General features: G+C 66.7%; 23 protein-coding genes. 10 read left to right on the forward strand and 13 right to left on the reverse strand.

The window, feature by feature from the left end:
• Window position 1: 1 nt before the first annotated feature.
• From AC3ETA_RS29630 to AC3ETA_RS29665, 8 genes are all read right to left on the reverse strand, one after another.
• Entirely contained in the window at window positions 2-193 is a 192-nt protein-coding gene (locus AC3ETA_RS29630) for a mobile element transfer protein (protein ID WP_432195948.1), read from the reverse strand.
• Window positions 193-384 (reverse strand): RING finger protein, encoded by a 192-nt coding sequence (locus tag AC3ETA_RS29635; protein ID WP_328426418.1) that lies wholly within the window; start codon window positions 382-384, stop codon window positions 193-195. Before AC3ETA_RS29635 ends, AC3ETA_RS29630 begins: the two co-directional genes overlap by 1 nt.
• Before the next feature lie 19 nt (window positions 385-403).
• Window positions 404-1,060 carry a DUF2637 domain-containing protein gene (locus tag AC3ETA_RS29640; RefSeq protein ID WP_432195949.1) on the reverse strand — a complete coding sequence of 219 codons (657 nt, stop codon included), beginning with the start codon at window positions 1,058-1,060 and terminating at the stop codon, window positions 404-406.
• A gap of 84 nt (window positions 1,061-1,144) precedes the next feature.
• A complete protein-coding gene (locus AC3ETA_RS29645; protein ID WP_432195950.1) occupies window positions 1,145-2,518 on the reverse strand; it encodes an FtsK/SpoIIIE domain-containing protein in 1,374 nt (457 codons plus the stop codon).
• A 5-nt stretch (window positions 2,519-2,523) separates the two neighbouring features.
• Entirely contained in the window at window positions 2,524-2,874 is a 351-nt protein-coding gene (locus tag AC3ETA_RS29650; protein WP_328426412.1) for an SCO3933 family regulatory protein, read from the reverse strand.
• Window positions 2,875-3,002: 128 nt separating this feature from the next.
• On the reverse strand, window positions 3,003-3,731 hold the full coding sequence (locus AC3ETA_RS29655) for a GntR family transcriptional regulator (protein ID WP_432195951.1): 729 nt from the start codon (window positions 3,729-3,731) through the stop codon (window positions 3,003-3,005).
• 86 nt (window positions 3,732-3,817) lie between these two features.
• Entirely contained in the window at window positions 3,818-4,255 is a 438-nt protein-coding gene (locus tag AC3ETA_RS29660; RefSeq protein WP_432195952.1) for an ATP-binding protein, read from the reverse strand.
• Window positions 4,256-4,531: 276 nt separating this feature from the next.
• Entirely contained in the window at window positions 4,532-5,272 is a 741-nt protein-coding gene (locus tag AC3ETA_RS29665) for a GntR family transcriptional regulator (RefSeq protein WP_432195953.1), read from the reverse strand.
• Between the two features lie 80 nt (window positions 5,273-5,352).
• On the opposite strand from AC3ETA_RS29665, the gene AC3ETA_RS29670 reads away from it, so the two are divergent.
• The 3 genes from AC3ETA_RS29670 (at window position 5,353) to AC3ETA_RS29680 (ending at window position 10,624) form a co-directional block, all read left to right on the forward strand.
• Entirely contained in the window at window positions 5,353-6,450 is a 1,098-nt protein-coding gene (locus tag AC3ETA_RS29670; protein ID WP_432195954.1) for a DUF1152 domain-containing protein, read from the forward strand.
• 537 nt (window positions 6,451-6,987) lie between these two features.
• The gene (locus tag AC3ETA_RS29675) at window positions 6,988-9,621 is read left to right on the forward strand and encodes an HsdM family class I SAM-dependent methyltransferase (protein ID WP_432195955.1); all 2,634 of its coding nucleotides are present in this window, start codon (window positions 6,988-6,990) and stop codon (window positions 9,619-9,621) included.
• Between the two features lie 142 nt (window positions 9,622-9,763).
• Window positions 9,764-10,624: a ComEC/Rec2 family competence protein gene (locus AC3ETA_RS29680; RefSeq protein WP_432195956.1), complete on the forward strand. Its 861-nt coding sequence runs from the start codon at window positions 9,764-9,766 to the stop codon at window positions 10,622-10,624.
• A gap of 362 nt (window positions 10,625-10,986) precedes the next feature.
• Here AC3ETA_RS29680 and AC3ETA_RS29685 read toward each other — a convergent pair whose 3' ends face one another.
• Window positions 10,987-11,613, reverse strand: coding sequence for a response regulator (locus AC3ETA_RS29685; protein ID WP_432195957.1), 627 nt, complete (start codon window positions 11,611-11,613; stop codon window positions 10,987-10,989).
• A 388-nt stretch (window positions 11,614-12,001) separates the two neighbouring features.
• The gene (locus AC3ETA_RS29690; RefSeq protein WP_432195958.1) at window positions 12,002-12,331 is read right to left on the reverse strand and encodes a hypothetical protein; all 330 of its coding nucleotides are present in this window, start codon (window positions 12,329-12,331) and stop codon (window positions 12,002-12,004) included.
• Between the two features lie 505 nt (window positions 12,332-12,836).
• Between AC3ETA_RS29690 and AC3ETA_RS29695 the strand changes: the two genes are divergently transcribed.
• The 6 genes from AC3ETA_RS29695 (at window position 12,837) to AC3ETA_RS29720 (ending at window position 19,269) form a co-directional block, all read left to right on the forward strand.
• Window positions 12,837-15,212 (forward strand): helicase-associated domain-containing protein, encoded by a 2,376-nt coding sequence (locus tag AC3ETA_RS29695; RefSeq protein ID WP_432195959.1) that lies wholly within the window; start codon window positions 12,837-12,839, stop codon window positions 15,210-15,212.
• A 140-nt stretch (window positions 15,213-15,352) separates the two neighbouring features.
• Entirely contained in the window at window positions 15,353-16,264 is a 912-nt protein-coding gene (locus tag AC3ETA_RS29700) for a phosphorothioated DNA-binding restriction endonuclease (protein ID WP_432195960.1), read from the forward strand.
• Window positions 16,265-16,307: 43 nt separating this feature from the next.
• Entirely contained in the window at window positions 16,308-16,586 is a 279-nt protein-coding gene (locus AC3ETA_RS29705) for a CopG family transcriptional regulator (RefSeq protein ID WP_432195961.1), read from the forward strand.
• Window positions 16,583-17,008: a PIN domain-containing protein gene (locus AC3ETA_RS29710; RefSeq protein ID WP_432195962.1), complete on the forward strand. Its 426-nt coding sequence runs from the start codon at window positions 16,583-16,585 to the stop codon at window positions 17,006-17,008. The genes AC3ETA_RS29705 and AC3ETA_RS29710 overlap by 4 nt, the downstream gene beginning before the upstream one ends.
• Window positions 17,009-17,463: 455 nt before the next feature.
• The gene (locus tag AC3ETA_RS29715; RefSeq protein WP_432195963.1) at window positions 17,464-18,936 is read left to right on the forward strand and encodes an AAA family ATPase; all 1,473 of its coding nucleotides are present in this window, start codon (window positions 17,464-17,466) and stop codon (window positions 18,934-18,936) included.
• A gap of 135 nt (window positions 18,937-19,071) precedes the next feature.
• Entirely contained in the window at window positions 19,072-19,269 is a 198-nt protein-coding gene (locus tag AC3ETA_RS29720; protein ID WP_432195964.1) for a hypothetical protein, read from the forward strand.
• A gap of 424 nt (window positions 19,270-19,693) precedes the next feature.
• Here AC3ETA_RS29720 and AC3ETA_RS29725 read toward each other — a convergent pair whose 3' ends face one another.
• The 3 genes from AC3ETA_RS29725 to AC3ETA_RS29735 form a co-directional block, all read right to left on the reverse strand.
• The gene (locus AC3ETA_RS29725; RefSeq protein ID WP_432195965.1) at window positions 19,694-20,794 is read right to left on the reverse strand and encodes a cobalamin B12-binding domain-containing protein; all 1,101 of its coding nucleotides are present in this window, start codon (window positions 20,792-20,794) and stop codon (window positions 19,694-19,696) included.
• The gene (locus AC3ETA_RS29730; RefSeq protein ID WP_432195966.1) at window positions 20,791-22,410 is read right to left on the reverse strand and encodes a PP2C family protein-serine/threonine phosphatase; all 1,620 of its coding nucleotides are present in this window, start codon (window positions 22,408-22,410) and stop codon (window positions 20,791-20,793) included. Before AC3ETA_RS29730 ends, AC3ETA_RS29725 begins: the two co-directional genes overlap by 4 nt.
• Before the next feature lie 288 nt (window positions 22,411-22,698).
• Window positions 22,699-23,325 (reverse strand): GntR family transcriptional regulator, encoded by a 627-nt coding sequence (locus AC3ETA_RS29735; protein WP_432195967.1) that lies wholly within the window; start codon window positions 23,323-23,325, stop codon window positions 22,699-22,701.
• 144 nt (window positions 23,326-23,469) lie between these two features.
• Between AC3ETA_RS29735 and AC3ETA_RS29740 the strand changes: the two genes are divergently transcribed.
• Window positions 23,470-23,691, forward strand: coding sequence for a hypothetical protein (locus AC3ETA_RS29740; RefSeq protein WP_030948552.1), 222 nt, complete (start codon window positions 23,470-23,472; stop codon window positions 23,689-23,691).
• The last annotated feature ends 248 nt before the right edge of the window (window positions 23,692-23,939 follow it).

Here is a 23,939-nt window from a genome sequence, read left to right on the forward strand (position 1 = left end):
CTCAGCGGACGCGGCAACGGTGGGTTCGGGCGGCCAGTTCGGCGGCGGCGCGGCTGTCGTAGTCCGTGGAGAAGCCGCAGCGCGGTGCGGTGCAGGCGGCGGTGTGCTTCTCGTGGCCCCGGCCGTCGTAGTAGGTGCCGACCTGGACGGGCCCGATGCGAATGATGCGGCGGAAGCGGCGGTTGGCTGGCATCAGTCGATCTCCTTCTTCGTCTCGCCGGTGAAGTCGGTGACGTGGTCGGCGAGCCAGCGCAAGATCTCGTCGCCCTCGTAGCTGTCGGCGGCGAGGATGACCGGCTCGGCGATCAGCACGGCTTCGGTGAGGCGGTTCTGTCGGGTCAGCTCGGCGGCACGTTTCAGAGCGCGGAGCGTGGACGGTCGCACGGTGGAAAGTCCTCCGGGATCAGTTGAGTTGGGTTGCGATGGCTTCGGCGAGCGGCATCGGTACGCCGAGCCGGGCGCGGAGCGTCGAGGTGTCGATGGGGGTTCCGGTCCGGGCACGGTGTTCGTCGGCGACCTTCCGGGCCAGGGCGGCGAGAGCGGGCGGGACCGGGGACGGAGACGATGGGGCCGACTCCGCTTCGTTTGCGAGCAGTTCGGCCGCAGTCGAGGGCGGTTCGACCTCCGGAGCGATGGGTTCCGGTGCTGCGGCCGTCGAGGACGGTTCGGGCATCGGTCCGGGAGCCTGGTCCGGATTCGGCGATCCGTGGGCGAGGAGCGTGCCGCCGAGGAAGGCGACAGCGGGCCAGCCCGCGACGAGGATGCGCAGCCAGGCCGGTACGTCGTCCAGGTCGAGCAGTCCGGCGGTGGCGACGTTGGCGCCGAGCGACGCGGTCAGCGCGACGAGGAACCAGCACCACCCGGCCGCCTTCGCCTCACCGGAGCGAAGCCGCCGCCAGGCCGCCACCATCAGCAGGTCGACGGAGACCGGGTAGGCCCACGCCTTCCAGCCGTGCTGTCCGGCGGCCGAGGCCAGGTCGTGCAGGTGGGCGAAGGACAGCGCGGCGGCGATCAACGCCTGGACGAGCACGGCGTCAACGCGGACGGGCAAGGCACGCACGGCGCCACTCCTTCCGGATTTCGGGCATAGAGGGAGTAGGGACTTGGCGCAGGACGGCCGCGCCAACCGTGGGAGCGGGTACGGCTACTCGGTGACGGGGCGCGGGGTGGGTACCGGCCCGGCGCCCTTGACGGCCGCAGGCGGGACATACGGCCGGAAGGGTGCGAGCGCCGGAACGTCGGGGGCGAGGTGGGCCGTATCGCGGCAGTTGACCGCAGCGTCGGTTAGGGAGAGATACGGAGTGCGGATGCGGGACCAGCCGCCGGATGTATCGCCGACCACGGCGAGGCCGGGTAGCTGGGAGGCGATGGCGCAGGCGGCGAAGACGGCCTCAGGGGCGATGTCGCCGAGAGCCATCTTGGCGGAGGCTTCGTCGTTGACGCGGTGGCAGACGCGCCCGGTGAGCTGGGCCCGGAGCATGGTGGCGCCCTTGCCCAGCTCGGCGCCGAAGCGCTGGCCGCAGACCTCCAGGTAGATGCCGGCGGCCCGGCCGAGCTGAGCGAGGCGGATGAGCTGGGTGACCATCTCGTCCCGCCGTTCCTCCTCCTTCCGCGTGGCAACGAGGAAGAGTTCGGCCACCTCGTCGATAAACAGGACGAGGGGAGCAGGGCGTTCACTCTCGGGCAGGCCCCAGATGTCCGAGGCGATCAGCTCATCAGGTGTGCCGGGCGCGATGCCTTGCCGGGCCTTGATCAAGTCGTAGCGGTCCTCCATTTCCTTCACGAGCACGGGCAGCAGCTCGGCCGCCTGCTCCGGATCGGTCGCCAGAGCGGAAAGCCGGGGAGCGAACGGCGCCAGCTCAACCCCGCGCTTGCAGTCGATCCCGACCAGCACCACCGGCTGAGCGGCCAGTCCGGTGAGCAGGTTGCGCAGGTACATGGACTTGCCGGACAGCGTGGCACCGAGGACGAGTTCATGCGGTACGGCGCGGTAGTCGCGGACGAACGCTGTCGCGTCCTCCCGCAGCGCCACCGGCACCCGGAGGTGGCTGCCTTCGGTCCGGCGAGGCATCCGGACCTTCCGCAAGACATCGAAGCCGACGAGCCGCAGTTCAACGACGCCGGGCTTGACGTCCCGGACATACACGGCGTGTACGCCCCAGGCATGCCGAAGGCGTTCGGCCGAGGCCGCAACATCCGCCGGCTCCTGGCCCGGGGCCAAGCGGAGCCGGAGACGCAGACCGGTCGAGGTGGGCCGAATCAGACCCCGGCGGGGCGGGACGGGCCGGACCTCACGGCGGGTGGTCGCCTTGATGGCCAGCGCCCGCCAGCGGGACGGTTCGACCGTCAGGCCGCACGCGTCCATCGTCGAGGAGTACGAGACCAGCAGCCGGACCACCGAGACCGGCAGTCCGACCGTGGACCAGTACGCCGCGGGGTGGGCGTGCCGGGCGTAGGCCGCGCCGCCTATCGCGGTTAGCGACCCTCCCAGTTCGGCCCACGTCACCAGGTCGGTCACGTCGATCAGCCCGCCTGAGCCATCGGGAAGGCGCCCGGAGCAATGGCGGTGGCCCGGTAGGCGATGCCGTGTCGCTGCTGGCCGTTGAACACGCTTTCCCACGGACGGGCGATGAGCCCCGGCAACGAGACAGGGGCGCCGACGGTCAGGCCGTCCGTCACCCCGCTCTCGGGGATCGTGACCTGGACCAGGGACGACTCGCCCTCGTCGATGAAGACGACGCCGACCGTCATCAGTGCCTCACCGCTTACAGAGTCCTTGGCGATCTCACCGGTCTGCCGGTCGCGCACCTTCGGTGCCGGAGCTTCGGTAAGCAGGATCGTGGCGGCCGAGGTGTCGATGCGGATCACACGCACAGGGATTTCTCCTTCTTCGGAAGTCGATCAACCCGCCACCTGACAAGTTGACTTAGCAAGTTCGAAGCTAGGGATGCCAGGTTGACTTGTCAAGTGGAGTTTTGGGGAGAACTGGCCCCGAGTGAGGCTCAGTTCAAGCGGTAGGTGTCTTCCAGTTCCTGCCGATCGGCAGGAAGCAGCACGTCAGAAACTTGTAGCGCCTGCCCGGAGGCGTCACACGCGATGACCAGGACGCTCAGGACAGGCACACCCTCTGGCAAGTCGAGCAGCTCGGCTTCGTCGCTTTCCGGCAGTCGAGCCGAGACCCGCTCCGTGACGTGATCGAAGCGGATCTTCTTCCGGGCTTCCAGGTGCTCACGGGGGCTGCCGGTCAAGGCTTCAGGGCTGCCCAACTCGGTGCCGTCGACCAACCCGGCGGGGAAGTACGACGAGACCAGCTCGACAGCTTCGCCGTCCGCTTCGACGAGGAACCGGCGCACAAGTACCTTGGTCCGCTTGGGTAGCCCGAGCGGGGAAGCGACGCGAGCGGGCACCGGGACCTGGCCGACCTCGACGAGGCGCCCTGCGGCCAACGATTCATCGCGCTCCAGCGCCTCGCGCCCCCGACGGTCTCTCTGCTCGGCGACGGCCGGGCGGCCACGGACAATCGTGCCGTAGCCCTGCCGGGACTCCAGCCATCCGTCACGCTTCAACAGCTCCAGCGCCCGTACGACGGTCGGGCGGGACATCCCGAAGGCTTGCACCAGCTGATTCTCACTGGGAACGCGGGTGCCTGGCGGATACGTGCCGTCCTCGATGCGACGCTGAATCGTCTGCGCGAGGCGAACGTACTTCGGCGCCTCCACCTCATACGCCATGAGTGCCGCCTGTCGGGATTGGCCAAGTCAACTGGTCAACCAGGCTAGCCCATGGCTACGCCATGGAATATGGGCTACTGCGGTTTTCAGCATCGCCAGGCATCAGCCATCACGAAGGTCACGACCGTACCGCCGAAGCGGCTCGGGGCGGAGTGCCAGGAGTCGGCGATGGAGTCGACCAGGAGGAGTCCACGCCCATGCGCCTCGTTGGCGTCCGGCCAGCGCATGCGCACATTCGCAGGGAAGCCGGGATTGTGCACCTCAACGCGCAGTGAGTCCCCCTCGCGGAACCACTCCACCCGCACGACCCATGGATCATCCGACCGTCCGTAGACGATGGCGTTGGTGACCAGCTCGGAGATCATCAGTACGCAGTCGTCGACCGAGCAGGCCGGGTTGTACGGGGCGATGAATTTCTGGAACCAGCGTCGGGCCCGCGGTACGGACTCCGCGATTGGATGCAAGACCATCGCTCCGAGTCGGGGTGCGTCCGGGCCTGGGTGGCGGTCGATTGTGTAGGCCATCCGTGCTCACTCCCTGCCGGTGCCGTCGCAGTCGAGGCACCGTCGCTTCGATGTGGCACGGGCACGGTCGTTGACGGTGGAGAGCGCCAGCGCCGTACGTGAGCTGACGCGTTTCCAGCCGCGCCCCCGGCAACCCCGGCAAGCTAAGCGCGCGTCCTGCTCCGGCCGCTGACCCGTCACACCGTGCCCCTTCCGATCAAGTGGCCTTAGCCACTTACTGGATAGTGGCATTAGCCACTCGCGAGGTGCAACCGGTTCGACGGAACTTACGAACCGTCAGGAGAGTGGGTAGCCCTGCTCGAACGCCCAGCGGTGGGGCGGGTAGGTGGCTTCGGCGAACTCCAAAGGCCGGTCCTGGAGGTCGAAGACGACGTGATGGACGATCAACACCGCTGACCCAAAGGCCAGTTTCAGGTCTGCCGATTCCTCGTCCGTGGCCGCCCGAGCGCACATGCGGTCTTCGGCGTAGCTCCCCTGGCGGCCCGTCATGTTCTCGACGTACATCAGCGCGCCTTCCTGGATCCGCTCGGGATCCAGGAGCTTGGGCGCCTTCTGGCCGACATCCGGCGCGAACCAGGAGGTGGACAGCGTGATGGGCCCGTCCTGGTTGTTGGTGATGCGCCGTCGGTGCACGGCTCGCCGATCCTTAACCAGGCCCAACGCCTCGGCGACGTGGTCCGGCGCCTCCAGCCAGCCCGCAGACGTGATGACCGCGTACTCACCTGCGGTGTAGATCTTCCCTGTCTGCCTGGCCCGCCCGTACAACTCCCGCGCCCGCCGGTTGACTTCGAGGCTCCGCACGTACGTGCCCGACCCCTGTCGCTTCTCGACCAGACCCTGATGGCTCAGCGCCTCCAGCGAACGGGCAGCCGTCGGCCTCGACACCTTCCAGTCCGCGGCAAGTTGCCGTTCCGAGGGAACCTCGTCCCCCGGTCGCAGATCCCCCCGCAGGATCTGATCACGGATGAAGTGCGCGATCTGGAGATACTTCGGCTGAGCCTCCTCGATCTGAGGCATGCCCCCTCCTTGTCCAAGTGGCTATGGCCTCTAGCCACTATAGGGCGGGTGGCAAATGTTCGACCCCGTATCCTGTCCGCATGACGCGGTTGATCGTCGCAGCAGGAGGAGGGGGCGACGCAGTCGCCGCCGCAATGCTTGACGCCGCCCTCTACGGCGACGAGGACCCGGCGGTGATCTTCACGTACGCGTGGGACCGCCTGCTCGTCGATCCGGTCCCGGGTCCCCGAGGCGTCCACGACTTCACCGGCCTCGAACAACTCACACCGTCCGTCTCGACAGTGCCAGCTGAAGCCCGCCCGATCGCTCCGGCGGGATCTACCCTCCCTCGACTCGCGGCAGAGCTCCCTCACACATTCGCGTTGATCGACCCACACCAGGGCGCAGAGGGCGTGACGCGCCAACTCGAAGAGCTAGTGAGCCACTTGGAGCCCGCGTCGATTGACCTCCTGGACGTGGGCGGAGACATTCTGGCCCGAGGCGACGAGCCCACGCTGAAGAGCCCGCTCGCTGACGCCCTCACACTGGCCGCTTGTTGCCAGGTGAATGCGCCCATCCGTCTCCTGGTTGCTGGGCCCGGCCTGGACGGCGAACTCCCGCACGAAGACCTGCGCGGGATACTCGGCCCGCTAGTCCACGCCTTCACGGTGAAGGACACAGAGTCGATCAGCTCGGTTCTGGAGTGGCATCCGTCCGAGGCGACCGCGATGCTCGCGGCGACGGCACGAGGAGCGAGAGGCACCTGCGAAGTGCGGGACGCTGGGCTTCCCGTACCGCTCACGGACGAAGGTCCGACCGTCCACGAAGTCGACATGGACGAGGCGTTGAGCCGTAACAGTCTGGCTCGTGCCGTCATAGCGACGGAGACCCTCGAAGAGGTGGAGACACATAGCCGCGAAATCTGCGGCTACTCGGAGATCGACTATGAGCGCAATAAGGCCGCATGGCTCAGCGAACGGCCACCGCTGAAGCTGGCCCCGGATACGGTCCTGGCCCAGCTGGACCAGTTCGAGGCCGAAGCCCGGGACCGCGGAGTCACCCACACGACGTTCCGCCACATCACCGAGGCCCTGAACCTCAACGGCAACCAGCGCCACAACCTGCGCGAGTTGCTCGTTAGCAGTCGACCCAAGCAGTACGACGCGCCCCTGTGGCGCGTCACGACGCCACCTGAGTAACAACTCTCTTCACGGGTTCAAGGCGGCTCGCTCCGCTCCCCGCGCGCGGCCCGACCCCCGGCCGGGCCTGCGCTCCTGTCTCCGCCCCACTCCAGCCCGGCCGGCGCCCGTGCCGCGCACTAGGCGTTCAGCCGCCTGATGCCAGAGAAGGGGTACCTCGTGGCTGGGGCGGTCAGCTCCACGGCTTTAGCCACCTCCCCGGTCCGGGTCCCGCGTCGAGCAAGACCAGGGGGCCACTCGTGCTAATTGCGGTCAGGCCCAAAGCCTGCCCGAGTTGCCAACCAGCGTACGGCCCCCTGATCATGCTCGACCCCAGACCGGGCAGGCCACCGGCCAAACCCGCTCCGCCGACCTGAGACGCACGCTCGAACTCATCCACCACCACGTTTTGTAACCGTCATTGGCGCGGTAGCGACCGAAGAAAGATGGGCACGATCACCCATATGTGTAGCCCTGAAGGGGGTCGATCGGTACCGTCTCGTACGAGTCACATAGCATCAGGCCCATGACCAGCGACTTGAGGGGAGAGGCCAGACCATGACAGCGCCGCATGCGCCCCTCGGTCAGGCAAAGTCAACACTGAGCCTGCTCGGCTACGGCGAAGAACTGATCGAAGAAAATTACCCAATTTGGACCGGATTGGGTAACGCCGTTGTTGACCTAGCCGCTTTTGCCCGACGCAATCCCAAAGACATGAGCACTGCCGCCATAGTGGTGCAACACTCTTCTCGCGAAGCCTCGGTGCGCGTACAGGATGAGGCATCCAATCTAGCCGTGACGCTGGCTGCCCCATTTATCGCGGTAGCACTTCCAGAATCCCTTCGAATCGCATCAGTCAATGTTGACGGATCTTCTGAAACTCTGACTGAGATCGAATATAGCGACCGCAATCAGGCGAGTCGTATCGCCCATAGGATTGATCCGCGAAGCGTTCTAGAAGCTAAGACAGGCAGTCGCCAGCCGTCACTTTTCCCCATTGATGTATCCATCCTTGAGCACGCGCGCAAGGACAGCGGCGACCGCCTGTCGCCCAGAGTCGAAGAGGCACTCAAAGGTGCTTTTGATGTGCTCGGATATCAGAACGCGAAATCCACTTCGGAAGAAGCAACCGAACGTCTACACAAGCGTGCAGCACGTCTCGTCGTAGGTGCCCTGACAACCCTAGTCCTCCGCGACAAAGAAGGACTCCCAAAGGGGACACCTGGCGTCACCGTCGACGCCGTAATGCAGAGCCATCCTAAAGAATTTCGCTGGATCACGTCTCTGGACAGCCGCGAGCTAGATGCATTGACCGGTATTGTTTCAGGTCTAGGCCAGGACATTGATTTCCGCAGCCTGGATCCATCCATTTTGAGCGAAGTTTACGAAAAGACATTGGTCAGCGATGCACAGCGTCGAAAGCTTGGAACTCACTACACGCCGCCAGCACTAGCACGTAAAATGCTTGCTGCCACGCCGGTAGAAACTGTTTGCCCGGAAGAACGCGTTGTGGTCGATCCGACGTGCGGCTCAGGAGGACTTCTCCTAGCAGCTCATGACCGGCTGCGAGCCCTCCAGCCAACAGATTGGGATTTGCGGGAAAGCCATCGGGACTTGACCGCCCACCTCCACGGATACGACACCGATGCTTTTGCCGTCGAGATTGCGCGACTTAGTCTCTTCCTGCATGCGGTACCTGCAGGTAACGGGTGGGACGTCAAGAATGAAGACGCGCTAACCATTGGGCTGGAAGGGGACACTCGACCGTCCATCATTGTCGCTAATCCACCTTGGAAGAATACCAACACCGTGGGTGGGCGAAGGTCTGAGCGCGCTGATGACTTCCTCCTTTGGATGCTCAACAGTTTGCGGCCAGGAGGTCTACTTTCGATCGTCTTGCCCATCGGCTGGCTAAGCAATCGAAGCAGCCGAGACAGTCGTAATAGAGTGCGTGCCCTCTGCGACATCTTTGAGGTTTGGCGACTACCAAAAGGATCATTCAACTCTGCGAACGCCGCACCCGCCGTGCTCATTGCAAAGCGGCATGAGAAAGCCACTGGAAACCAAGGGGCAATCCTCTTCCGTAGAGTGATTAGCCGCGGATCGCTGGAACCTTTCTACAAGAACGGCAAGCCCTCAGAGAGCTTCCTTACTGAGTCATTGGCTCATAGCCCAGCCGATTCGCACCTCATTACCGGACCCCTCACTGATTGGGCGGCGGGACAGGATTTTGCCAGCGTCGGCGATGTAGCTGAAATTATTACCGGACCTCAGCCAAAGCCTCGTATCGAAAACCGCTTGGACGGCACGGGAAACTGCGAGTACCTGAGACTCTCAGGGTCTCTTCGGCCCTTTGCAGAGCCAGATCCTGAAACGCTCATGTCCTTGCACTTCCCCGATGACTTTCAGACGGGCCGTGGTAGCGCCGGCCTCGGAAAACGCAAGATTCTGACACCGGCTGCAAGTGGTCCCGACACTCCTTGGCGGCTAAAACCCAGCATCGATACACGCGGAATCCTAGTGCGGAACAGTTTGCACATGGTCATGCCTAAAAACGATGACGATGACCTACTGTATGGCCTTCTCGCCTTTCTTGGCTCAGGATTCGCATCCTGCTGGATTGACGAGCGGGCGCTGGAGCGCAACGTAAGTACCGCGGACGCACGATCCATTCCGATTCCTAGCGACCCGATTGTTTGGCGTAGATTCGCCGAACTCGGGAAGGAACTTCATCGCCTAAGCGATCGACTCGACCAGGCCAGTGGATTGCTACGCCAGCTGGAAGATACCGTTTGGGAGTCCATGGGGGTCCCAGCTTGGCTACAGGAAAAGCTTGTTAGGCGATTGAATACCTCCTTGGCTCCCGAAGGAGTACAACGCCATAGCGGAGTAGGTACAGCATCTATGTCGGCACACCTCGGTACGACTGGGAAAATGCGTGATCGCTATGGCTCAGTACTATCGGTAGCTGATGGCAGGGTTCTAGTCGAAGTGCCTGGCATCACGTCACTAGATGGCGAGTGGATTGAACCACCCGGAGGGATGCCGGGGAGTATTTGCCGTCCTGGTGAAACTTTTGATGTGATGATCCGTGACGGGGCCCCCCTGAGTTCTGGCCAATTTCGGCATCAGTCTGCTTCCTGGATGAGTCCAGAGGACCTACAAGAAGCCGTACGCACCATGGACGATTAGTCAAGTTGGTAACAGTGCGGAACGGCGGGTTAGGAAACGAGGGGCGGGCCCACAAGTGAACTCTGTTACGTCAACCAGGGATGGTCTCGATAGCAGTACCGTAGAGATCCTCTTTCTAGACGTAGGCCAAGGCGATGCCACCTTGGCCATCGACTGGCAGACGCTGAGGGCCTTGCTCATTGATTGCCCTGCAGGAAAAGAGACTGTTGTTGAAGATGCCGTCGAGAGTCGAGGTATCTCGCTCGACACCGCAATCATCAGTCATTGGGACGCCGACCACTATGGCGGTATCATCCAAATCGTCGATACCTTGGGAGTACGCTCACTTAGATACAACTATGACACTTTCTTCGACGGCACCCGAGGGGCGCGCGCGCTGGCAGTGCATCGGCGTCTCGCCGACGACAGGTATAGGCACCTAGAAATGGGTAATGCAGAGGAGGGAGCCGTCGGGAAGATTGGCAACCTCTCCTATACTATTGCTGCACCATCGCGGCAGACTCTTCATAGAGCTCTCGTGCATCGTGATCGAAATTTGGCCAGCTCGGTTGTATTTCTAGAGGCGCATGGATCGAAAATTATCGTGGCCGGCGATGCTGACGGTCGCGTCTGGAAAGCACTCGTCGACAAAGGCGTCTCGCTCAATTCCGATGTTCTACGGTGGCCTCATCATGGAGCTCTGACACATACGAATCAAGGGCTAGATTCAGCGGCGCTATTGCACCACGTGTCACCTACTCACGTAATCGTGAGTGTGGGTAGCCAAAACCGCTACAGACATCCTCAAGAGGGCTTCATAGAAACTATTCGCGACTCTAATTCGCATGTAATGTGCACAGAGGTTACTCCCCTTTGCCACAGCCTCTCGGCGCGGGAGGTAAGGCAGTGTGCAGGGACCGTTTCAGTTCGGCTGCGGCAGGGCGGCGGTATTTTGATCACACCCAGCATCCCAAAACACCGCTCCACCATTGCGGGCTGGGCTCACCCCCGCTGCCAAGCGTGAACATGACCGTGCACCGCTCCGGAGCGACCGTGGCGGTGGGTGGTTGACTCCCTCACAGCAATCACCGGTCGCGGAATTGCACATGTGCCTGGATTTCTCGCCCGGATGAGAAGCATGGGCTGCCGAAAGTTCCACCTCCCCAAGGTGCTCCGGGACGAAGAGGGCGTGCCAGACTCGTGCCAGATCGGGCGGGGACTCACGGGGAACATCGGGGAACCAGGCGACGACCCATCAGGCGCCGACAGCGCTCCGTGGCTGGTCAGATCCATAGCAAGCGCTAGATGACCTTAGCTTCCCAAGCAGATTGTTCTGGCGGGTCCTGCTCCACGACTGGGCCAGGCGTACCGGCCCCTGCAACAGGCTCAGCTGACTCTGGCTCTCTCTATCAGGTCGATCACGTAATGAACTACTTCGTCGGGAGCCTCCGTCACGGCGAAGGCCCTGCGAGGAAATCCCCTTTGATAGTCGAACCCCAAGGTGTAAAGCACCACCGGCGTATCAATTCCTAGGTCGTCGAGATCCCGAAGCATGCTGATTCCGGCGCTTGGATCCTGCTGGCGGCCAATGTCACTCAGGATGACGTCGTACGAACGCATGCGCAGACGCGAGAGGGCTTCGGCTGTCGAAAGGGCCGTGTCTACTTCCATGCCTGCGGCACGGAAGAGCTGGATCAGTGATGCGTTGCCCTCTGGGTGATCGTCAACCCAGAGCAGCCTGCCCCCCTTGAGGACGTCTGCCGCGTGCTCCAACCGCCGCAGAACACCACGCTTCGATCCCGCAGAGACAACTGTCTTGGTCATGGCCGCGGCTTCATCCAGGAGCGCTCCCGCTGCCTCGGCAAACTCAGCATTCCCTGCCGGCGTGGCAAGACTCTTGAGGCGCCGGATCGCATCACTAATGTCCCTCCGGTAGAGCAACAGCGAGAGCAGGACGACAGCGGGCCAGACCAGTGATTCGACGAAGTCCAAGATCATGTTCGCGGTGTCCACGCTGTCGCCCTTCCATGCAGACAGCCCTTATAGGCGACTGCTACCGCAATTGAGTGACGACCATCCGAGTCTTGCGGGGCGGCAGGCGCACCACAAGCGCACCAGACCAACGGGGAATCACAGTGAAGCAGCCGAGCCCGACGAGGCTACGGCCCAGCGATTCGTCCAGGTCAGCTCCCCACCGCCCCCAAGTGCCCGCAGCTTCCCAAGTGAGGGCCGAGGCGCCATCGTCACCGACCGGCCGTCGTGGCTTGCTCTGGTCGACGGCGCCAGCAGCGTGGCCAAGGTCGGTGGGGATGCGGCGAGGCATACGCGCGCGTGGTCGGTCGGCGTCCCCTCCGTCGTGGCGGACTGTCGTCGGCTGAGGTACCAACGATTCCCCGGCTCTTCAGTACGAAGGCGTGAAGCCGGCGGACTGGTCGAGGTGGAACGCGGAGCCCAGAGCCGTCGGAGTCCAACCCTCACTCAGGGCAAGCCGAACAGCCGCAGCAACCCCGGACGGCAATACAGGCTCAGCCTCGCGACCGATCCAGTTGCTCGGATGCGGCTGGTCGGTCGTGACCACGAGCATCGTCCCTGGCGTGTCCGCATGCTCGACCGCGAACGTGCACGGCGACCAGGCCAGACCCTGGAAGTACGTCGGCCTGCCTCGCAGCCGCCAGCGGTACACCGTGCCGTCGACAACGATGCGTCGCGATCCCTTGCGAACCAACGCCATGACCCCCCCTTCAACAGCGAAGATGCTAACGACCCTGGCTCCGCGCTCCGTCTCACTTTCCGTCTCATTCAGCGCCGTTCATGGCCGTTCGGACGGGGCCGAAGGTAGAAGCCGCTCCCAGGATCAGCCGCCCATGAACCCAGGTGAACGCCCCCGAACGACCCCCACCACCCCACCACCACAGTTGGAAAGCGTGTTGGGGGCAACCCCTCACGAGTTCGAATCTCGTATCCTCCGCAGCTGCCTGAACAGGCGAAACGAGAACCCCGGACCGCTCAGCGGCCGGGGTTCTCGGCATGCTCTGGTCTCAGTTCCGGTCTCATTTATTTCCGGCATAAGGCACTTTTCACCGCCTCGCTTTGCCGCTGACGGGGCGCCCGACAGGGCAACGCCTTCACTCACGAGCGGCTTCCTGCCGCCGCAGGACGCGGGTGTCCCTCGCCGTGCGCCATTCTGGAGCGTGTGCAGGACCGGTTCCGGTTCGAAGAGCAACGGCGTCGTCTTGGTGAGGTGCCCCATCGGCAAGCCCAGCGGATCAACTCTGGCCTCGTGGCTGAGCGGTCTGGAAGTCGGTCGACTTGAGCGAGTCCTGGCGACTCGCCCGGATGCCGTGTCCCCGCCGGAGCCGCGATCGTTCGGCGAACTCGCGGACCGCCTTCAGCGCCCGGCGTCGGTGGCACCGGTGCTGGCGGAGCTCGCGCTGCCACAGCTGCAGGTGGCTGAGGCGCTGGCAGCATTGGGGCCCGTTCCACGTGCCGCTTTGGCCGACCTGCTGGACGTGACCGAAACGGAGACCGATCGCGGGCTGGTCGCTGCCCTGGAGACACTGGCCGATCACGCGCTTGTCTGGCCGGACGGCCAAGGGCTGCTCCACATGGCGGCGCCGTTGCGGCAGGCGTGGGATTCGCCGCTGGGGCTGGACGCGCCGCTCGCCCGGCTACTGGCGGCAACGACCTCCGAGGAGCTGCGGCGCATGCTGGTGGCCCTGGGCATCCCGGCTCCCGGCACCACCAAGAAGGCTCGGCTGGCCACCCTGCTGGAACACCACAGTGATCCGGAGCGGGTGGCCGCGGTGGTCGCTTCGGCGCCTGTGGCCACTCGGAAACTGCTTGAGCGGCGAGCCCGTCACCAGGGTGAACAGCGGCAGGAACAGACAGAGTTCCTCACGCTCGGGGCCCCACGGGCCGACTCCGAACCGGGTGCACGGTGGGCGCTGGAGCGCGGACTCCTGGTCCAGGACCGGTACTCCGGGTACGGGCCCGCACAAATGCCGGCCGAGGTGGCGCTCGCGCTGCGAGGGGCCGACTGGCACGCCCCGTTCGAGCCGTGCCCGCCCATCGTGCAGACGGTGTCCGTCACCGAGGCGGAGGTGGATCGGGAGGCGGCGGCATCCGCCACGGCGTTCGCCGTCCACGCCGCCTCGGTTCTGGCGGCGTGCGCCGCGTCTCCGCCGGCCCGTCTGAAGTCCGGCGGGGTCGGGGCGCGTGAGCTGTCCCGGATCGGCAAGGCCGCACAGTGCGACGCCATCGTCGTACGCCTCGTCCTGGAGACGGCGTACGACGCCGGGCTGCTGGCCCGGGACGGTGACCGGGTCGCGGCGACGGAAGGCTACGACGCCTGGGCGGAGCGGGAACCGGCGGAACAGCTCACCACCCTTCTCCAGGCGTGGCGGACGCTGCCGCTGACCGCGACCCAGGCCCGCGACGAGGACGGCAAGGCGCTGCCCGCACTCGCCGGAACACCACCCTGTGGCGGCTGTTTGCAGGCCCGGGGCGGGCTTCTCGCCGCGGTGGTGGCGCTCCCGGCGGACCAAGGGGTGCGGAGCCCCGTGGAACTGGGGCCGCTCGTCGCCTGGCACCGTCCGCTCGCCGATCAACTCCCCCAGGACGCCACGCCCTTCGCCTCCGTGGTCCGCGAAGCAGAACTGCTCGGTGTGATTGCCCGCGGCTCCCTCTCCCGCATCGGTGCCGCCTTGCAGGCCGATGACGGCGAAGCACTGGCCGCGGCCAGTCGGCGGCTGCTGCCGACGGCCACCAGCACGGCCCGCTTCGGCGCGGACCTCACCGCCGTCGTCACGGGCACACCGTCAGCCCGCCTGGCCGCCCTGCTGGACGCCGTCGCAGACCGGGAAGCCGTCGGCACGGCATCCGTGTGGCGGTTCAGCCCGGGCACCATCCGCAGCGCCCTGGACACCGGCCGTACACCCGACGCCATCACCGCCGATCTGGCCGACGTCGCCGTCGGCGCCCTCCCCCAGCCGCTGTCGTATCTGATCCACGACACCGCGCGCGCTCACGGCCGTATGCGCATCGCCCCCGCGGCCTGCGTGATCCACGGCGAGGAACCCGCCCTCCTCGCCGAACTCGCCGCCCACCGGGGGCTCGCCGTGCTCGGGCTGCGGCAGCTGGTGCCGACCGTGCTGGTCTGCCGGACTCCGCTCGACAAGGCCCTCGCCGCGCTCCGGGCCGCAGGCTACGCGCCCGTCGCCGAGAAGGCCGACGGAACCGTACGCGTCGAGAAGCCCCGGAGCCGACGTGCCTCCGCCCCGGCTCCGACCCCACTCCCAGGCCAACGACGGCGGTCTGTGCCGACGCAGACCCCGGTGGACGTCGGCCTGAGCGCCCTGGCCGCCAGGCTGTGCGACGCCCCGCCGACACTTCCGGATCCCGACCCGTTCGGCACCGGGGTCCCGTATGGCACGGACACCGAGGAGATCATCGCCGGGTACGCGAAGAACCTGACGTACAGCGATGTCCGCCAGCTCGCCCACGCCGTCGACGCCGGCATGGCCATCACGGTCGAGTACGTCGCCGCCTCGGGCAACCGGACCGTACGTACCCTCAGCGAGCTCGATCTCGACCCGCCCCATCTGTACGCCTGATGCCATCTGCGCGAGGACGAACGGGTCTTCACCCTCTCCCCGCGTCCTCGGCGTCATGCCCGCGTAGCCCTCGACTTGGCCCACTGGCCCACCCCGTGCACGGGTCACTGTTCGACGAGCCGCCACTACGATCGCCGGTCATGGACTGGGTCGAGCGCACCGCGCAGCTGAGGCAGTGGACGAGGAGTGGGGTGCGGGCTCCGCACAAGCCGTTGCTGTTCCTGTACGCGCTCAGCCGGTTCCAGCAGGACGCCGACGGCGAGCTGCGGTACAGCGCGGTGGAGCAGGACCTGCGGCGGCTGCTCGCCGAGTACGGGCCCGGCAACCGGACGACGCCCGCTTATCCCTTCCATCACCTGGTGAGTGACGGAGTGTGGGAGGTGCGCACCGAGCGCGGGACGGGCAGCCCCGGGACCGGGGTCAGGGAGCTGCGGGCGACCGGGGCCGCCGGGCGGCTGACGCCTCAGCTGCGGGCAGCGCTGCGGCGGGAGCCGTCCCTGCTCGGCCGACTGACGCGGGTGCTGCTCGATCTGAACTTCCCGCCCTCCCTCCACGGCGAGCTGTGCGAAGCCGTCGGCCTGGAGCTGGAGGAGGCCGAGACCGGACGGCTCTCGGCCGCGCGCAGGCAGCGGGACCGGCGGATGCGGGAGATGGTCCTGACCGCGTACGAGTACCAGTGCGCCTTCTGCGGGTACGACGGCAGGATCGGCGCGGTGCCGGTCGGGCTGGAGGCCGCCCATGTGCGCTGGTGGGCGTTCGACGGACCGGACGACATCGACAACGGGCTGTGCCTGTGCTCGCTGCACCACAAGCTCCTCGACAAGGGCGTTCTCGGCATCGGCGACGGCCACCGCATCCTGGTCTCGCAGAGCTTCGTCGGCCGCAGTACCGCCGCCCGCGAGCACGTCATCACGCTCGCCGGCCGTCCGCTCATAGGTCCCCAGCCGGGCGTCCGCCCCATCGCCGCCGCCCACCGCTCCTGGCACACCAGCCAGGTCTTCCACGGCAGCCCCCGCCACGACCGTCTGATCGCCGATCCGGCGGTCACATGAATGCACTGGTAAGGAGCGCGATACCAAGAGTATGGTCTCTTGTATGGCGACGAAGAAGGTAACGGTGACGATTCCCGAGGATCTCCTGGACGAGATCCGCGCGGAGGCGGCGGAGCGGGGCCTGTCGGCGTACGTCACCGAGGCGCTGCGCTTCAAGCGCGACCGGGACCGGCTGCGGGAGCTGTCCGACTGGCTGCAGGAGGAACACGGCTCCCTCACCGAGGAGGAGCGCACGGCAGCGTTCGAGGAGTTGGAGGAGCTCGACGCCGAGCACGAGCGCCGTCGCGCCGCTGGAACCCATGGCGCGGGCGAGGCCGCGTGACGAAGCGGGCCGGTGAGCCGGGGCAGCGACCACTGCGCGTCTTCGTACTCGACTGCGAAGCCTTGTCCCTGGCCGTGCGCGGCGACCGGAAGATGATCGCATGGCTCGACCTCGCGGCCGGAGGTGAAGCCGAGGTCGTGACATCTCCGATGACACTGATCGAGGCGTACGACGGCAGAACCACCGAGCAACGCTGGGACTGGGTGCTCTCGCGGCTCAGAGTCGCCGATATCGGAAAGGACGAGGCCCGCCAGGCCCGCCGTTTGCTGGCAGATGCCAAGCTGCATGGCCACAAGTACGCGATCGACGCGGTGCTCGCCGTCATCGCGCGCCAGCAGAAGGGGCAGGTCACCGTCTTCACCTCGGACGTGGACGACCTGGAGAAGCTGGTTCCGGAGTCGATCGTCGTCAAGAAGGTGTGACCCGGCACTCCGGTCTCAGTTCTGGTCTCATTCACCCCCGTCCAGAACCGTCCATCAACCGTCCGACTCTCGGCTCCGTCCCAGGTCAGAACGCCCCCGCCCCTCCCCGAACCCCCAGACGAACATTTGGAAAGCGTGTTGGGGGCAACCCCTCACGAGTTCGAATCTCGTATCCTCCGCAGCTGCCTGAACAGGCGAAACAAGGAGTCGGACCGCAGTGCGCGGTCCGACTCCTTGTTGTGCGTTGGTCTCAGTTTTGGTCTCGTTTACTTCCGACATTCAAGGCATTCATCTCTCATATGCGGCTCGCCGCTCCCGCGAGCTTTGACCCCACTCTCGGGGCACTCGCGGATGCGGCATGGCGATTACCGAGCGGCATCCGCGCAGGTACGCACCGCCTACTCACATATAGGGGTATGTTTTATGGAGGCGTACTTCTATATCTGGGGTGAGGCATGGACAAGCCTGCCGGGATGTTCGACCGGGACTACGAGTGGTCGGCGCTGAGGCGGTTCATCACCGACCCACAGCCGGGCGCGACTCTCGGCGTGGTCTCCGGGCGTCGCCGCCAAGGCAAGACCTTCCTGCTGGACGCGGCGTGCCGCGCCGCCGGAGGCTTCTATTTCGGTGCGACCGAAGCTACGGACGCCGAGTCGCTGCGGAGGATCAGCACCGCGCTGACCGATCACGTCCGGCCCGCCAGCCCGTTCCACTTCGCCAACTGGTCCGAGGCGGTCGACGCTCTTCTCGCCATCGGCTCCGAACGCCCCGTCCCCGTGGTGATCGACGAGTTTCCGTACCTGGCCAAGGCCAATCCGGAACTGCCCTCAATCATCCAGGAGGCTCTGCGACCCCTGCGTGATCAGCGCACCCGCTCGCGCACTCGGCTGCTGCTGTGCGGCTCGGCACTGTCCTTCATGGGCCGACTACTGTCGGGCAACGCCCCGCTGCGTGGGCGGGCGGGCCTGGAGCTGGTCGTCCGCCCCCTCGACCACCGCCTCGCCGCGGACTTCTGGGACATCACCGACCCCCATCTGGCCATGAAGGTCAACGCGATCGTCGGCGGCACGCCCGCCTATCGGCGCGAGTTCGCGCGCGGCGACACTCCCGATGGACCGGACGACTTCGACGACTGGGTTGTCCGCACCGTCCTCAATCCCGAGACCCCCCTATTCCGCGAGGCCCGCTACCTGTTGGCCGAAGAGCCCGACCTTCGCGACACCGCCCTGTACCTGTCCGTCCTGGCCGCCGTCGCCGACGGCAACGCCACCCGAGGCGGCATGGCCGGCTATCTGGAACGCAAAGCCACCGACATCGCGCACCCCATCAACGTTCTGGAAGACGCGGGGCTGCTCCACCGCGACGCGGACGCATTCCGCGACAACCGGCCCACGTATCGCATCGCCGAACCGCTGATCGGCTTCTACCACGCGATCATGCGCCCGGTATGGGACCAGCTCGAACGCCCGGGCAGTGCGACACGGGTCTGGCAAGCCAGCCGCCGACGCTTCGTAAGCAATGTCCTGGGGCCCCATTTCGAACAGGTCTGCCGCGACTGGGCTCTCCATCACGTCGATCCCGACCTGCTGGGCGGTCTGCCCGCCCGCGTGGGACATGGCGTGGTCCACGACTCCAAGGCCCGCATCGGCCATGAGGTCGACGTGGCGGTGATCGGCATCGCCGACGCCGGCAAACCTCCACTCCTGGCCATCGGAGAGGCCAAGTGGAACGACACCATGGGCATGGCCCACATCGACCGCCTCCGGCATATCCGCAGCCTTGTCGGCCAGGCCGGACGTTATGACACCACCGACACTCGGCTGATCTGTTTCAGCGGAGCAGGATTCAACGACAAAGCCCATGCAGCAGCGGAAGCCGACACTGATGTCCGTCTCATCGACCTGGCTGCGCTCTACAGCCAGGAATGAAGGCGCGCACCGAGACCGGAACGGCAGCCACCACGGAGATGATCAGCTGCTTCAGCTGGGGTTGTCAGGACGCTGCAATAGATAGCCCCAGACAGGGTCCAGTGCCTCGTCGTCCAGGGCCAGGGAGTCGGACCAGTGACGCTGTTCGAGCGGAGCAAGCAGGTCCTCAATGGTGCACAGCCAAGCCTCGCACAGGGCACGTGCGCCGATCCTGCCGTCGTGCCCGCAGAAGGCGCACTGGTACTCGTGAAAGGGCAGGTCACAGTCTTCACCTCGGACGTAGACGACTTGGAGAAGCTCCTCCCGGACACCATCGTCGTCAAGAAGGTATGACCCCGCGCCCTGGTCTCAGTTCTGGTCTCAGATCCGGTCTCAGATCCGGTCTCAGTTCTGGTCATCTGCGGCACCGCGGATCACGGGGGATGCGCCGTCCTCGAACCCGCCGCCGGGCTCCGGCCCCACTGCAACGCTCCCTGGTCTGACGAGGTGCCCATTACCTTCCTCGTAGAGCCCGGTTCGGGCTCGTGGACTTGGAGCGGTGGACGACGAAGGCACCCGCGAACTGGACGCCGTACTGGAGACGTTGGCCGACCACGCTCTGGTCTGGCCGGACGGCGCGGGTGAGTTCCGTATGGCCGGACCGCTGCGGCAGGCGTGGGACGCGCCCCTGGCGCTGGACGCGCCCCTGGCGGAACTGCTCGCGGGCAGATCCGCGTTTACCCCGTTCCCCGCCGCACACGCTCCGGGGCCTCGGGGGTCAGGCGAGCGTGTTGCGTGCGGCGGCGATGATGCGGCAGGCGCGGGGGAAGTCGCGGAGTTGTTCCTCCAGCAGGTCCAGAGCCGGCGGCAAGGAGCGGGCCGGGACACCGCGGGCGGCCAGGATCTCGCCGGTCCAGGTGAGGAAGTGGGTGAAGAGGTCCTCGTCGTCCACGTACAGAGCCGCGGCCAGGAACTCCACGATGTGGGCGAGGTCCTCGGCGGTGCGTTCACGCTGATCGTCGTCATAGCCGCGCATGGCGGGGAAGCGCCGTTCCAGGCCCTGGAGGGTCTCGCGGACCAGGGTGCGGGAGCTCCGGGTGACCAGAGTGAATTCCTGGTCGGACAGATGCGGCAGGTCGTCGACGGCCTGGTGGGCTGCCCGCGGCCGGGGCAACGGGCCGGCCGCGAGTCGGTCGGCGGCGGCGCGGGCTTCGGGCGCCCAGGCGTCGGCACCCAGTCGCCGGGCCCAACGGCCGTCGGCACCGAAGGCGAGGCCGCCGACCATGACCGGTGTGCCGACCGCCTGGACGGCGGTGATCGCGGCGTGCGCCATCGGCAGGCGGGTGGACAGGGCGGCGGACAGGCACACCGTGTCCGCCCCGGTGCGGTGGACATGGCCGATCAAGTGCGCGGTGGGCACCTGCGCGCCGAGGTAGCCGACCTGCCAGCCGCGCAGCCGCAGCGTCTCGGCCAGCAGGCGAGCGGGCAGCGCGTGCCATTCCTTGTCCACGCAGGCGACCGTCACCCGGCCGAGGAAGGTGGCGGGGCGGTCGGCGGACAGGGCGGCGATGACGCGGTCGTTGATGGCGGTGGCGGCATGCTCCTCGACGACGCTCATACGGTTGGCGGCCCACTCGACGCCCACCCTGTGCTGGACCGCGCCGACGACGTCCAGCAACACCGTCTCCGCGTCCAGTCCGGCCGCCAGGGCGTTGCCGACGACGTCGAGGGCGCTGTGCTCGTCCGCCGCCCGGACGCTGGTCCAGAGCTTGTCGGCCCAGGCCACGGCCCGCTCGTCGCACCGGGGGGAGGCGAGCCGGGAGCCGATGTGGTGCCGAGCAGGCTCCTCGTCGGGGTCCGGGGCGGAGGTGGTCGTCATGCGGTACGTCCGCCCGCAGTCGCCCCGTCCACAGCACTCAGGTGCGCACCACCGTGGGGTGCGGTGATGGCGAGGACGGCGATGTCGTCGTGCCGGCCGTCGCCGATCCATGCGTCGGCCAGCATCTGGATCCGTTCGACGACGGCCTCGGCAGGCATGCCGGCGCACTCGGCGAGCGCCCGCTTGAGGCGCCGCTCCCCGAACATGGCGTCCCCCAGCGGCCCTCCCCTGGCCTCGGTGACGCCGTCGGTGTACAGCAGGCAGGTCTCCCCCGGCGCGAGCCGGACCTCGGCGGAACGGGACTCGATCGCCGGCAGCGCACCGATCAGGGTGCCGGCGGTGTCGGCCTCCTCCACGGTGCCGTCCCGGCGCACGATCAGCGGTGGGGGGTGGCCGGCGGCGGTGACCCGCAGCACCACGTCACGGTCCTCCCGGTGGGTGGAGGCGAGCACGAGCGTGGCGAAGCGGATGCTGCCGCTGCCCAGCAGGGCGTTGTTCAGCAACCGCAGCAGCCTGGCGTGGTCGTCGGCCATCGGCAGCAGGGCCTGCACGGTGTTGCGGATCTTGCCCGTGATCACGGCGGCCTCCAGGCCCTTGCCGGCCACGTCGCCCAGGACGGCGAGGGTCTCGGGGCAGTCCTCGCTCGGCGGGTGGACGTCGTAGAAGTCCCCGCCGATGCGGTCTGTGTCGACACTGGCCCGGTAGCCGCCGGCGAACTCCACCCCCTCGACCTGGCGCAGTGAGGGCGGCAGGAGGTCCCGCATCAGGATGTCGGTGATGGTGTTCTGCTCGGCGTAGAGCCATGCGGCCGACATCGCCGCGCCCGCCCGGGCGGCGAAGAGTCCGGCGAAGGCCTCCTCCGACTCGCTGAAGCGCCGCTGCCGCTCCCGGCGCAGCAGCACCAGCGCGCCGGCCGCGACTCCGTGACCCGGCAGCGGCGTGATCACCAGCGAACCGGCCTCGCCGAACCCTTCGGGGATCAGCCAGTCGGACGCCGAGCCGGGGTCGATCCACCGTGAGGGCACCGGAGGGAAGCCGCGCAGCGCCTCGGCCAGTCCTGGCACCGTCTCGGCCCGGGTGGGGAGCGTGATCCGCGTGATGCGGCCCTCGTGGTCACAGCTGACCGCGGGCAGCTTCCCGGCCCTGGTGGGGGAGATGACCAGGGCGGCATCGGCCAGATGCTCGGCGGCCAGACGCGCGGTGATCTCCATGCACCGGTCCAGGTTCAGCGACGCGAGCAGAGCCGTGGAGGCTTCGGTGAGGAACCTCGCACGCTCCCGTTCGGCCTTCAGCTCTTCCGCGGCCGAACGGTAGGCGGTCTCCTCCACCAGCCACCACGCCGTGCCGCCGCCAGGAAGCACGGACGGGTGCGCGGAGAAGGAGCGGCCGCCCACCATGCCGGTGACCGTCGTGGCGTCAGGAGCACGGTGCACGGCGGCGAGCCACCCGGGGGACGGCAGGGGCTGCTCGGTGCGGGCGTCGGGCAGAAGCGCGGAGGCCGCCGCATTGAGTTCCACCACGCGCCCAGCCGGATCCACGACCACCACCGGGTACGGGGCAGTGGCTGCAGTCACCACGCTTGTGGCGCCGGCACGGGAGCCATCCGGTGAAGTCATGAACCGGAGCCCTGCGCCCGGGCCCTCCACTTCACACGACGAAAGGTTGTCATCGGGCAAACATCCCTCACGTGTGTGCCGCTCTGCAACCGCCCGCCGCCCTGCCTCCGTTCGAGTCCACGGTTTCTTCACGGAAACGACCGGGCCGAACGGCCGGGGCCGCCTGGTGGCGTACCTCCCCGCCCGCCCCCGCCTCAGCCGATGGCCGCTCCACGCGCCAGCCGTCGCCGAACCGGTCGACGCTGCGGGTCAATACACATCGGGTCAATACACATCGGGTCAATACACCTAGCCCGCGAGCAGCACCTTGAGCGTCGACTCCAGGTGGTGGTCGATGGCGGCCCACGCGGCCTGCGCGTCACCGGCCTCCAGGGCGTCCAGGATGGCCTGGTGCTCCTGCAGCACCGCTTGCCGGCATCCCTGCTGATTGAAGAGAGCGACCACTCCGGCACGGACCTGGCGGCTGCGCAGGCCCTCGTAGTGCCGGTCGAGAAGGGCGTTGCCGACGGCGGACACCAGGACGGTGTGGAAGCGGTGGTCCACGGCGGTGAACTCCCGCGCCTGGTCGGCGCCGGTGAGTTCGCGCTGGCGCTCCAGCAGCGACCGCAGCTCCGCCACCGGCGCTCCGCCTTCGGCGACGAGCCGCTGGGCGGCGTACCGCTCCACGATGCCCCGCAGCTCCATGAGCTCGCGGATCTCGCGTCCCGTCAGCGGGGACACACGGGCACCCCTCTTGGGCACCAGCTCGACCAGGTCCTCGGCGGCGAGCTGGAGCAGCGCCTCGCGGACGGGAGTGCGGGAGACTCCGATACGGTCCGCGAGCTCCTGTTCCGACAGGAAGGCACCCTGCATCCCGGGATCCGTCAGCACCGTGTCCTTGAGATAGGCGTACGCCTTCTCGCGACCGGACGTCATCGCAGCCCCCAGTGGTCGTATACACCTTGTATACCAACGCTACCTGGTCACAAAATCCCAGGTCAGTGGCGTGACCTGGTTGTTACCTGATGATCTGTGCCGACAGCCACAGCAACTGGGCCGAACCTGGGCTCATACTGAGCCATGACAAAGCCTGCGGCACCGAAGCGTCACCTTCCCACGAGCCCCTTCAAGGCCCCGGTCACACCGGCTCCCAAGCACTTCGCGGTGGGCGATCAGGTCACACATGACGTGTACGGCCTCGGCCGCGTGATCGGCATCGAGGACGGAATCGCGGCTCTCGTGGATTTCGGCTCGGCGCAGCGGCGGATGCTCAGCCCGTACGCCAAGATGACCAAGCTGTAGGACCGCCGTGCCCGGTCACGGCACGCCGGGCCCCTTCAGGGGCCCGTAACGAAAGAGAGATCTCTCATCGAACCGACTTCGCTGTTCTCCGCACTGGAGGGGCAGCCCCACCGTGCCGCCGCGGCATCGCCGCCTCCGGCGACGAACCCCTTCCAGGCCCCGGACTTCGGGGTGGACGAGCCTTTCCCGCCCGAGGAAGTGGAGGAGCCCGCCCCGCGCCCGCGCGCGGCGCGCCCCAGGGCGGCCTA

The organism is Streptomyces sp. bgisy027 (assembly GCF_057710365.1).